10 protein-coding genes and 5 pseudogenes are annotated in these 11,284 nt (G+C 71.2%); 6 read left to right on the plus strand and 9 right to left on the minus strand.

From position 1 onward, the window contains the following. Window positions 1-569 (plus strand): annotated as a pseudogene (locus tag JNW89_RS15600) (hypothetical protein); the annotation flags it as partial. A gap of 34 nt (window positions 570-603) precedes the next feature. After that, complete coding sequence (locus tag JNW89_RS15605; protein ID WP_238449467.1) at window positions 604-1,518, plus strand: 3-methyladenine DNA glycosylase; 915 nt, start codon at window positions 604-606, stop codon at window positions 1,516-1,518. Here the strand turns inward: JNW89_RS15605 and JNW89_RS15610 are convergent. After that, complete coding sequence (locus JNW89_RS15610) at window positions 1,484-2,635, minus strand: helix-turn-helix domain-containing protein (RefSeq protein ID WP_238449468.1); 1,152 nt, start codon at window positions 2,633-2,635, stop codon at window positions 1,484-1,486. The genes JNW89_RS15605 and JNW89_RS15610 overlap by 35 nt on opposite strands. 50 nt (window positions 2,636-2,685) lie before the next feature. Here JNW89_RS15610 and JNW89_RS15615 point away from each other — a divergent pair, with 50 nt between their 5' ends. Together JNW89_RS15615 and JNW89_RS15620 are read left to right on the plus strand one after the other, a co-directional pair. Further along, entirely contained in the window at window positions 2,686-3,813 is a 1,128-nt protein-coding gene (locus JNW89_RS15615; protein WP_238449469.1) for a radical SAM protein, read from the plus strand. Window positions 3,814-3,946: 133 nt separating this feature from the next. Further along, window positions 3,947-4,360, plus strand: coding sequence for a CYTH domain-containing protein (locus tag JNW89_RS15620; RefSeq protein ID WP_309139990.1), 414 nt, complete (start codon window positions 3,947-3,949; stop codon window positions 4,358-4,360). Window positions 4,361-4,654: 294 nt separating this feature from the next. Here JNW89_RS15620 and JNW89_RS15625 read toward each other — a convergent pair whose 3' ends face one another. The 8 genes and pseudogenes from JNW89_RS15625 to JNW89_RS38810 all read right to left on the minus strand — a co-directional run. Further along, a complete protein-coding gene (locus tag JNW89_RS15625; RefSeq protein ID WP_238449470.1) occupies window positions 4,655-5,029 on the minus strand; it encodes a DUF4180 domain-containing protein in 375 nt (124 codons plus the stop codon). A gap of 48 nt (window positions 5,030-5,077) precedes the next feature. Next, window positions 5,078-5,197 (minus strand): annotated as a pseudogene (locus JNW89_RS15630) (aminoacyl-tRNA hydrolase); the annotation flags it as partial. Next, window positions 5,171-5,579, minus strand: a pseudogene (locus JNW89_RS15635) (protein translocase subunit SecD); the annotation flags it as partial. The pseudogenes JNW89_RS15635 and JNW89_RS15630, both read right to left, overlap by 27 nt. A gap of 249 nt (window positions 5,580-5,828) precedes the next feature. Then, window positions 5,829-6,125 carry a preprotein translocase subunit YajC gene (gene yajC, locus JNW89_RS15640; RefSeq protein WP_375155101.1) on the minus strand — a complete coding sequence of 99 codons (297 nt, stop codon included), beginning with the start codon at window positions 6,123-6,125 and terminating at the stop codon, window positions 5,829-5,831. Between the two features lie 193 nt (window positions 6,126-6,318). Continuing rightward, window positions 6,319-7,382, minus strand: a pseudogene (gene ruvB / locus JNW89_RS15645) (Holliday junction branch migration DNA helicase RuvB). Window positions 7,383-7,404: 22 nt separating this feature from the next. Then, on the minus strand, window positions 7,405-8,007 hold the full coding sequence (ruvA, locus tag JNW89_RS15650) for a Holliday junction branch migration protein RuvA (protein ID WP_238449472.1): 603 nt from the start codon (window positions 8,005-8,007) through the stop codon (window positions 7,405-7,407). Further along, window positions 8,004-8,531, minus strand: coding sequence for a crossover junction endodeoxyribonuclease RuvC (gene ruvC, locus JNW89_RS15655; protein WP_238449473.1), 528 nt, complete (start codon window positions 8,529-8,531; stop codon window positions 8,004-8,006). Before ruvC ends, ruvA begins: the two co-directional genes overlap by 4 nt. Before the next feature lie 284 nt (window positions 8,532-8,815). Next, window positions 8,816-9,274, minus strand: a pseudogene (locus tag JNW89_RS38810) (hypothetical protein); the annotation flags it as partial. Between JNW89_RS38810 and JNW89_RS15660 the strand changes: the two are divergent. Next, window positions 9,186-9,968: a 3-hydroxybutyrate dehydrogenase gene (locus JNW89_RS15660; protein ID WP_238449474.1), complete on the plus strand. Its 783-nt coding sequence runs from the start codon at window positions 9,186-9,188 to the stop codon at window positions 9,966-9,968. The pseudogene JNW89_RS38810 and the gene JNW89_RS15660 sit on opposite strands and share 89 nt — an antisense overlap. Before the next feature lie 14 nt (window positions 9,969-9,982). Next, window positions 9,983-11,284, plus strand: a 1,302-nt coding sequence (locus tag JNW89_RS15665; protein WP_238449475.1) for a GAF domain-containing protein, incomplete at its 3' end; no start/stop codon positions are given.

The following is an 11,284-nucleotide window of genomic DNA, read 5'->3' on the forward strand; positions in this document are numbered from 1 at the left end:
GCAGCACACCCAGCCGGCGGGCCACCTCTCGGGTGGGCAGGTCACGGATGGCGGTGCCGTCCAGTAGCACGGCGCCCCGGCGGGGCGTGAGCAGCCGGGGGGTGGTCTTCGCCGCCGCGTGGACGGCCACCCAGCGGGTCGCCGCGATCGACACCACCAAGCAGCCGACCAGCGGTGCCTGGATGGGCCGCGGCGCCACCGGCAGCGTCGGCGTGCCGCTGCGCGAGAACGCGTTCGAGTTCACCGTCTACCGGGTGGCCTGCGAGACGGCCGGCGCGACGAGCCGCCGGTGCCACGCGACCGTCGGCGTGCGCAACGTCACGCCCGAGCAGCAGGTGTGGCACGGCCAACTCCAGCGCGCCTACCTGCCCGGGGGCAACTGGGTCAGCACCGACGAGCCGGCCACCCGGCTGGCGAACCTGGGCCGGGACGTCTTCGCTCAGCCGGTCGCGGCCGGCAACCGGGTGGTGCTGCCGCTGGTGTTCACGGTCAACGGCGCGCAGAAGCCGAAGCAGCTGGAGCTGCGCAGCGGGGTCTTCTCCGCCGGGGTCCGGGTGGACGTGCCCTGACCGGCGGCTGGGCGGCGGTCGTACCCTTTAGTCCGTGACCGCCGCCCTCGCACCCGCCGCCCTCGACGCGGCCGACTGGCAGGCCCGCCGCGCCGCGCACGTCGCCCGGGGGGACAGCTTGCTGGGTGATCACCTTGCGAAGCGAGCAAGGCACGGCCGGCAATCGATTGAGGAGTTCCTCCTCACCTACTACAACTACCGGCCGGCCCAGTTTCGGCGGTGGCAACCCGGCCCAGGATTCCTACTACAGGACGCAAGGCCCGAGGAGTTCGGGGCCTTCTACGTCAGCGACGAGCACGGCGCAGCCCAGCTGGACGTGCTGGCCGTACTGGAACGGCGCCGGGAATCTGTGGAGTGGATCCATCGCCTGCTCGTCTCCACCGCCACCAGGCCGCCGCACTTCGGTTGCTTCGGGATGCACGAGTGGGCGATGGTCTACCGGCAGACGCAGGCCGAGCTGCGCCACAACGTCCTTCCGTTGCGGCTCGGCGCGGAAGCGACAGCCGCTCTTGTCGACGAGTTGGCCGTCCGGTGCAGTCATTTCGATGCCTTCCGCTTCTTCACTCCGGCGGCCCGTCCCCTGAACGTGCTCCAGCCGACCCGCGAGACGCAACACGAGCATGATCAGCCAGCGTGCCTACATGCGAACATGGACGTTTATCGTTGGGCCTACAAGCTGGCGCCGCTCGTTCCCAGCGAGCTCATCGCCGACTGTTTCGAGCTGGCCAAGGAGATTCGGACGCTTGACATGCGGGCCAGTCCATACGATCTGACAAGCATCGGGCTCGATTTCCTGCCCATCGAGACGCCCGAGGGACGGGCCGAGTATGTCCGGTGTCAGCGTGACTTCGCGGCGCGCGCCGGCGCGCTCCGTCAACGCCTGATCGGCTACTGCGAGCATGCTCTTGGTCAGTTCACGGCAGGGCGGCCAGCCGCCTCCGGCAGCTAGCTATAGCCCGTGCGCGCTCCGGCCCGAAGGCATCGACAGCCGCTTCGAGCCGCTCTGCGGCGAGCGGGGCCGCCCTTGGGCGCCCGGCCTGCGCCAGCACATGGAGCGCCCGGCCTGCGGCTGAATGTGCGTGCGCCTGATGGCCGGAGGCGTAGGGCCGGACCGCTGGCGGAAGGTCTTCGAGGTCGACGGCAGCGTGCGCTGAGTCGGCTGTCTCGATATGCCGCAGGGTTCGCCCGAAGTCGCCGATGCGTGCGTGAGCGTGCGCCTGAGCGGAGTGCGTCAGGAAGCGGAGTACCGGCAGATCGGGCTCGGTCTGCTCGAGGAGGTCCAGCGCGCGGCACGGTTGGTCTTCTTCAAGCCGGAGATTGGCGAGGTTCACGAGGCTGAGCCAGCGCTGGACAGGGTCAGGGCTCACGGTGAGCGCGAAGTCGTAGATCTTCTCCGCGCGCTTCGCCTGCCCACTGTCGGCCATCGACCATGCGGCGCGATCAGCGAGACGAGCGACGGCCGCCAGCAGACGAGCCCTCAGCCTCTCCGGCATGTCCAGATGCAACAGGCTGACCGCATATCTGAGTTGGCCGCGTGCCGCCGGAGCTGAGGCTCGTCCTCCGTGCTGCAAGCCAAGACCTGTCAACATGTCGGCCGACGCCTCTAGAGCGGCCAGATCAGGCGCGACAAGTCGAGACGGTGGCGTACTGGGCGTGTCGAGCTCGGCCCACAGCGTCCGAGAGACCATGCCGGCCCCCATCACGAGTAGCGCCCGGCGACGCACGGAGTCACCTCCCAGCGCCTTGTCGTACGCCTCGATATGCCAGGCCCTGACCTCTTTCTCGCCGGTCTCCAGCTTTGACAGGTACGGCTTGCTGAAGCCGGTGACCCGCCCCATCCGAGACAGGCTCCACCCGGCCGCCTCACGGGCGCTCCTGAGTATCCCGCCGAGCGGGAGAGCTTCTTCGGTCATCACGATATTGGGCAACAGCGGGAAACAATCATCGGCCCAACGATCCTCGCCGATCCCTGACGCTGTTGTCCAGCTGATGCGGCGCGTGCGAACCAGCGCGAAGGAAGGCCCGCACAGCTGGAGACACCCGTGCAGGGCGACAACGTCCTGCACAGATTCGGCGCGCGTCCAGCTATGCGCCGGGGATTCGAGGGGACCTTTGCATGATCACTGAACGTACCACCGGCTGCCGGCTGTCAGGGGCGGGGGCAAGAACGGAACCAGCCATTCCGACCGTCGTGCACAGCGACCGAACTCTCCGCCTGAAGGTCATCGACAGTTGCGGCTTGACTTGCACCTTCTGCCATAACGAGGGGACCCCGGTCGTTACTGACAATGTCCGAGCCGACGGCAGCTACTTCTCGGGCGGGGCGTCCGGGCGCGTGTCGATCTACCTAGCCACGAACGGAGCCGCCTTCTTACCCTCCGCGGTCATCCCCGACGCCGAATTAGCTTCCACCTTGGCGGTGCTGCGTGATGCACTGCAACTGAACGAACTGCATTTGACAGGTGGGGAACCCACCCTGCATCACCGCCTCGGGGAGATCGTCCGCGCCGGCACGAACGCTGGTCTAAGGGTCTGCGTGACCTCGAACGGTGAACGGGGAGCAGCCGTGCTGGAGGACTGCGTTCAGGCCGGCCTGAACCGGATCAACTTCAGCATCTTCGGCACCACTGCAGAGGAACTCGCGGAGGTTCAGCACTCGCGGTTTGCCAACGTGCGCCGAGCCGAACGGAAGCTCCTCGCGCTGAAAGACTCGGTTTCCATGGCCGACCGCCTCGGCGTTCGCGCCAGCGCCAACATCGTCGTACCGGACTACACCCACGCTCCCAGGGTGATGCGCCTGCTGGAGGACTACTCACCCCGGCTCTCCGTGCGCCTGCTGAACTCCCTTGACCATGGTTTGGAGTCGATCGACGCAATCGATCGCATTCTCGACGACCTGGGAGCAGAACCGGCGGAGCAGCACGTGACCGCGGGAGTGTCCGGCAGTCGGACGTCCTACAGCCTGCCTGACGGTCGCACCGTATGGGCCAAACGGATTCGACGTGTCCGGCTTCCGGTAACCTGCTCGGGATGCCGCTTCAACAACGACACCGACTGCCAAGAGGGGTTCTACGGCGTGCGTCTCTACCGAAACGGGGCTGGGGGCTACCAGGTAGGGGTGTGTATCCAGCGCATGGACCTCTGCCTGCCCGTCGAGGAATTCGTGGGCAACGACCTGCACTGTGAGGTCTTGGCACTTCGCGATGCCGAGTACCGTCAACTGTCAACAGATCAGCAGTCGTGAGAGGAAGACCTCATGCCCGCAGAGTACGAGGCCAAGGTACTCGACATCGACCCCGCAGAAGTGGCTGAGCTGATCCTCTCCAAGGGCGGCCGGTGGGTCGGCCGACGCGCTCCAGAGACGCTATGTCTACGACATAGCGCCGGGCGATCAGAGCAGGTGGATCCGCCTACGTGACACGGGAGCGAGAACGACGCTGGCCGTCAAGGAGATCACCCACGACGGAATCGATGGCACGTACGAGGTCGAGGTCGCGGTTGACAGCCTGGATTCGACGAACGAGCTTCTCGGGCTTCTCGGTTTTCACCCCAAGTCGTACCAGGAGAATCGCCGGACGAGCTTCCTCCTCGACGGTGCCGAGCTGGAGATTGACGAGTGGCCGATGATCCCGCCATACCTGGAGATCGAGGCGTCCTCGCCGGAGGAGGTGCTGCGGATCGCCGCCATTCTCGGCTTTGAGGAGCGGCAGCTGACGAGCGAGAACACCACGAAGGTGTACAGGCGCTACGGCATCGAGCTCGACGAACACAAGGTTGTCGGTTTCGGCTGAGATTTCGTCTGTAAATCCGTGCTCCCGAAGGGTTCGGCCGCCCCGAGCCGCCGGTGTCGACGACGCTGCTGAACGCGCTGGGCTGACGGGTCCCGCCGCACCCGGCGGGGCCCGTCCCGTCCAGCTCACCTTGCGGGCGGTGACAGCCGTCCGGCCTGGGCCAGCTCGGCGTTCCAGGCCGTGGGTGGCGGAGAGCCAGCCGGGCTGATGGTCCTGTTGCTCCCGCGGCCATTCCCAGCAGACTGCCGGGCGCGGCTCAACGCCCTCCCGCCATTCAGTCGGGCGCTCGCCGGTTCACGCCGCAGGACTCAGCCGCTCCTCCAGCTCCGCCATCGTCTCGACGAACCAGAGCTGGCGACCGCGGTTGGACTCGGTCACGAAGTCCCGCAGGGCGGTGCTGCGCGCGACGTGCGCGGAGATGTCACCGACCACCACCACCGGCAGCCGGTAGTTGACGAACTTCTGCACCAGCTCACCGGCCACCCCGGTGCGCAGCGTGAAGAACTCGTCGGCGAGCCGCCGTACCGGCAGCACCACCAGCTCCGCCCGCTGGCCGAGCGCCTCGCCGATCACGTCCAGCGCGTCGCCGCCCCCGCACAGCCGGGGCCCGTCGGGGGCGCAGGCGAGCAGCGAACGACCGTGCAGCGTGACGAGGGAGTCGGTGGACATGCTGGCAGCCTAGGCACCGCTGCCGCGCCGGCACACCGGATTTCCCGCTCAGTCGCCGTCGACGCGGCGGTCCCGCTTGCGTTGCGACTGGCGCTTCTTCTCCGCCAGCCGGCGTTCCTTGGCGCCGCGCGACGGGCGGGTCGGCCGTCGGGGCGGTGGCCGCGCCGCTGCCGTCCGCGGCCTTGAGCACCTTGCGGAAGCGCAGCTCCGCCGCGCTGCCGACGTCGGTCAGCTCGCGGTTCTGGCCGGGCAGGGAGATGACGATGTTCCGGTCGCCCTCGGTGACCACTTCGGCCTCGGCCACGCCGTAGGCGTTGACCCGGCTCTCGATGATCTGCCGCGCCTCTTCGAGGTTCTCCGAGGTCGGCGGCTTGCCGTCGATGCTGTTGGTGGCCTCGAGCGTCAGCCGGGTGCCGCCGATCAGGTCCAGGCCGAGCCGGGGCTCCAGCCGGTCCTTCCAGCCGCCGCTGGCGCCGCCCGAGAAGAACACCAAAAGATAGAGGACGACGAAGATGAGCCCGAGTACGGCGAGCTGCCGCCCGGGGCGCATCTGTCCCTGAGGTGGTGCCACGGCTGTCCTGTCTCCCTGTAACGGTCGCGCCGCCGGTGCGGGCGGCGAATGTCGGGCCGGGGGTCCGGGCCGACGTGCTCTGCGGGGTCGGCAGCCGGCGGTCGACACGACGTACCGCCACCGACGCGGGGGCGTCGGTCGGGGGCGCGTGCCGGCGTCGGGCGTCGACCCACCTGTTCAGTTGTCGCGGTCCGCCCGCCGCTCCGTCCGGAGGGCGGGCGGGGCGTTTCACTCCTTGACGGCGTCCGCCGCTTCCTCGGTGACCGGCTCGGTCGACTCGGTGCGCTCGACCTGGTTGACCACCCGGGCGATGGCCGGCCGGGCGTAGCGGGTCTGGACGCCGGGGGCGACCTCGAGCAGCACGGTGTCATCGGACACACCGGTGACCGTGCCGTAGAGCCCGCCGATGGTGACGACCTCGTCACCCGGGGCCAGCGCGGACTGCATGGCCTCGGCTTCGCGCCGCCGCTTCTGCTGCGGGCGGATCATCATGAAGTACATGACGCCGAAGAGCAGGGCGATCATGAGGATCGGCGTGAGACCGCCGACTCCCCCGCCGCCCGCTGCTGCGTAAACCACGGTGTGTGACCTTCCCATTGGCCTCCGGATCGGCACGAGGGGTGCCGGAGCGGAGGCGGATTCTCACGTCCTGTACAGACCGCGGCGAGTCTAATCCCTGCACCTGAGAACGCCGAATGCGGTACAGATCACGTTCACATCACGGCTGATCCGGTGCGGCGGAGAACAGATCGGGCACGGAAGGGGCCTCGGCACCAAATGTACCATTTGGCGGCGTACGGCCCAGATGGTGCCAGGCGGCCTCGGTGGCCACCGCCCGCGGGGCGTCCGGGCGAGCAGACCGGCCCGGACCAGGAACGGCTCGCAGACCTCCTCGACGGTGTCCGGCTGCTCCCCCACCGCCACCGCGAGGGTGGAGAGCCCGACCGGGCCGCCCCGGAACGAGTCCACCAGCGCGGTGAGCACGGCCCGGTCCAGCCGGTCCAGACCGAGGGCGTCCACGTCGTACACGGTCAGGGCCGCCCGGGCGGTCTCCAGGTTGACCACGCCCTCGGCCCGGACCTCGGCGAAGTCCCGCACCCGACGCAGCAGCCGGTTGGCGATCCGGGGGGTGCCCCGGGAGCGGCCCGCGATCTCGGTCGCCCCGTCGTCGGTGATCGGCACGCCGAGGATCCGCGCCGAACGGTGCAGCAGCGCCTCCAGGTCGGCCGGGGCGTAGAAGTCCAGGTGCGCGACGAAGCCGAACCGGTCCCGCATCGGCCCGGTCAGCAGACCCGAGCGGGTGGTCGCGCCGACCAGGGTGAACGGCTCGACGTCCAGCGGGATCGCGGTCGCGCCGGGCCCCTTGCCCACCACCACGTCGACCCGGAAGTCCTCCATCGCGCTGTAGAGCAGCTCCTCCGCCGGCTTGGCGATCCGGTGGATCTCGTCGATGAAGAGCACGTCGCCCTCGGCGAGGCTGGTCAGGATGGCCGCCAGGTCGCCGGACCGCTCGATGGCCGGGCCGCTGGTCACCCGGATGCCGGCGCCCAGCTCGGCGGCCACGATATTGGCGAGCGTGGTCTTCCCGAGGCCGGGCGGCCCCGACAAAAGGATGTGGTCCGGCGGGGAGCCGCGCCGCATCGCGCCCTGCAGCAGCAGGTCGAGCTGGTCGCGGACCCGGTGCTGGGCGATGAACTCCGCGAGCCGCTTCGGCCGGACGCTGGCCTCCGCGTCCAGCTCGGCGTCGTTGACGTACGCCGAAACCAGGCCGTCGCCGGTCACCGGGCCACCTCCGTGCGCGCGCTCATCGGGTACGGCCCAGCAGTCGGATCGCCTGCTTCAGCAGGACCGGCACCGGCGGGGTCTCCCCGTCGACGCTCTCCGCGACCGCCGCCACCGCCTGGTCGGCCTGCCCCGCCGTCCAGCCCAGCCCGACCAGCGCCTGGCGGACCTGCTCCGGCCAGGCCCCGCCGGTGACCCCGGCCGCGCCGTCGGCGCCGACCGGCACCGGGCCGATCCGGTCGCGCAGCTCCAGGACCAGGCGTTCGGCGCCCTTCTTGCCGATGCCCGGCACCCGGGTCAGCGCGGCGGTGTCGGCGTTGGCGATGGCCTTGCGGATCGCGTCCGGGGTGTGCACGGCGAGCACCGCCTGGGCCAGCCGGGGACCGACCCCGCTGGCCGTCTGGAGCAGCTCGAACAGCTGCTTGGCGTCATCGTCGGGGAAGCCGTAGAGGGTGAGCGAGTCCTCCCGGACGACCAGGCTGGTGGCGAGTCGGGCGGGCTGGCCGACCCGCAGGTCGGCGAGCGTGCCCGGGGCGCACTGCACCGCCAGGCCGATCCCGCCCACCTCCACCACCGCGTGGTCCGGACCGGTCGCGGTCACCGTGCCGCGCACGCTGGCGATCATCGCGTTCCTCCTCGTCGTGCCCGGTCGGCGGCGGCGGCGAGCTTCGACCGGGTGCCGCCGCGCCACACGTGGCAGATGGCCAGGGCCAGGGCGTCGGCCGCGTCGGCGGGCTTCGGCGGCTCGGGCAGCCGCAGCAGCCGGGTCACCATCGTGGTCATCTGCCGCTTGTCGGCCTGACCGGAACCGGTCACGGCCGCCTTCACCTCGCTCGGGGTGTACGTCTGCACCGGCAGTCCGGCGCGCGCCCCGGCGAGCACCGCGATCCCGCTGGCCTGGGCGGTGCCCATCACGGTGCGGACGTTGTGCTGACTGAAGACCCGTTCGACGGCGACGGCGTCCGGCCGGTGCTCGGCGACCAGGTCGGTCAGCGACCGGTCCAGGTGCAGCAGGCGCAGCGCCAGCTCGTCGGCCGGGTCGGTGTAGACGACGTAGTAGGCGACCAGGGTGCAGGGCCGTCCCGGCACGCCCTCGACCACGCCGACTCCGCACCGGGTCAGCCCCGGGTCGACGCCGAGCACCCGCACGCCGCCTCCTCCCCCAGCCGCCAGCAGTACGTGTGTTCGACACCCTACTGGTCGGCCCGGCCCGGCATCCCGGGGGACACGCCGGCCGTACCGGCGCGTCGCGGTGGCCTGGACCACGCCGCTACATCCGGGCGTGGTCGACCTCGACGGCGACGGTGACGACGTCCCCGTCGTCCTTGCCGCCGCGGATCCGCGCCGGCACCGCCAGCAGCCAGCCCCGCCGCCCGGTCCCGCCAGACACTGGTGGACCAGGTGCGGCCGTCCACGGTGGCGGTCACCGGCACCCGGCCGAACGGACCGGCGGCGCCCGGCGCGTGGGCGTCGGGCACCGGGGCGAAGACCCACCCGCCCGCGCCCGGCCAGCGGACCAGCGTCGCCCGGAAGGCAGGCCCGCCCGTCAGGGGCTCGCCGGGGCCGCCCGGCGGCACGTGCCTCGCCATCTGCACCTCCCGTCCGCCGAGCCGGCCGAGGGGTGGCCGGCTCGGTGCTGTCACCCGGAGGCGAGGGTGCCACCCACCGCCGACAGTTCCGGTACGCGACGCGGCCGGGTCACCCGTTGCCGGGCCGGTGCCGGCACTCCCACACAGACCGGCGGTCGAGTATGTGTCGCTGCCCCATGTGCCGCCGGCCACACAGCTCGTAACTTCTTGCGCCATGACGGCAGAACCCGTGGCGGTCCCCCACGTCGTACACGTCGACCTCTCCGGTCGTAGCGCCCTGGTGACCGGTGGTGGCAGTGGCATCGGGCGGGCCTGCGCCCTGCGCCTGGCGGAGGCCGGCGCGAAGGTGCTGGTGGTGGACCGCAACCTCGAGGCGGCCAAGGCGGTGGCCGCCGAGGCCGGTGCCCGCGCGGACGGGGTCGACCTGTCGGACCTGGCGGCGGTGGACCGGCTCGACGCCGACGTCGACATCGTCGTCAACAACGCCGGGCTCCAGCACGTCGCGCCCGTGCAGGACTTCCCCACCGAGCGCTTCTCCCACCTGCACCGGGTGATGGTGGAGGCGCCGTTCCAGATCATCCGACGGGCGCTGCCGCACATGTACGCCCGGGGCTGGGGCCGGATCGTCAACATCTCCTCGGTGCACGGGCTGCGCGCGTCGCCGTACAAGGCGGCGTACGTGTCGGCCAAGCACGCCCTGGAGGGGCTGTCCAAGGTCGTGGCCCTGGAGGGCGCGGCGCACGGGGTCACCGCGAACTGCATCAACCCGGCGTACGTCCGCACCGCGCTGGTGGAGAGCCAGATCGCCGACCAGGCGGCCAGCCACGGCATCGGCGAGGACGAGGTGATCGAGAAGATCATGCTGGCCCGGGCCGCGATCAAGCGGCTGATCGAGCCGGACGAGGTCGCCGAGCTGCTGGCGTATCTCTGCTCACCGCCGGCGGCCTTCATCACCGGGGCCTCCATCGCCCTCGACGGGGGCTGGACGGCGAACTAGTGGCACCGCGCACAATGAGCGTCATGTCGTCGCCGGTCGAGTTCCTGGAGCTGCTCGCCCGGGAGGCGGCTGCGGTCGAGTTCGAGGGCCCGCTGATCGCCGCCCGGGCCGCCGGGCTGCCCGCCGACCGGCTGGCCGAACTCGAACAGGCCAAGACGGTGGCGCTGCGCGTCCGCGCGCTGCTGGAACGCCGCCGCCGCCGGGAGACCGAACTCTCCGGCCTGTACGACACCGTCAGCGACCTGGCCGGCCTGCGCGACCTGGACGACGTGCTGCGGGCCATCGTGCACCGGGCCCGGCACCTGCTCGGCGCCGACGTCGCCTACATGACCCTCGACGACGACGAGCGCGGCGACACCTACATGCGGGTCACCGACGGCTCGGTCTCGGCCCGGTTCCAGCGGCTGCGGCTCCCGATGGGCGCCGGTCTCGGCGGCCTGGTGGCCCAGTCCGGCGCCCCGTACGTCACCGCCAACTATCCGGAGGACGACCGCTTCCACCACACCGGCGAGATCGACGCCGGGGTGGGCGAGGAGGGGCTGGTGGCCATCCTCGGGGTGCCGCTGCGACTCGGCTCGACCTCGATCGGCGTGCTCTACGCCGCAAACCGCTCGGCCCGCCCGTTCGTCCGCGAGGAGGTGGCCCTGCTGGTGTCGCTGGCCGCGCACGCCGCGGTGGCGATTGACACCGCGCGGCTGCTCGCCGAGACCCGCTCGGCGCTGGAGGAGCTGTCCGCGGCCAACACCACCATCCGGGCGCACAGCAGCTCGGTGGAGCGGGCCGCCGCCGCCCACGACCGGATGACCGCGCTGGTGCTCCGCGGCGGCGGGGTGGAGGACGTCGCGGCGGCGGTCACCGAGGTGCTGGGCGGCGCGCTGCTGGCGCTGGACGCCGAGGGACGGCTGCTGGCCCGGGTCGGCGAGATCGAGGAGCCGGACCGGGCGGACATGGTCGAGGCGGTGGCCGCGTCGCGTACCGAGGGGCGCAGCGTGCGCCGGGGCCCGCTCTGGTACGCCGCCGTGGTCGCCGGCGCGGAGAACCTGGGCGCGCTGGTGCTGCGCCCGGACGACGACCTGGTCGACGCCGACCAGCGCATCCTGGAGCGGGCCGCGCTGGTGACCGCGCTGCTGCTGCTGTTCCGGCGTACGGTCGCCGAGGCCGAGGGGCGGGTGCGCGGCGAGCTGCTCGACGACCTGATCGCCCGGCCGCTGCGGGACACCGACGCGCTGCGCAGCCGGGCCCGCCGGCTCGGGATCGACCTGGACGCCCCGCACGTGCTGGTGGCGGTCGGCGACGACGTGATCGCCGCGACCGGC

Source organism: Micromonospora sp. 4G55 (assembly GCF_016803375.1).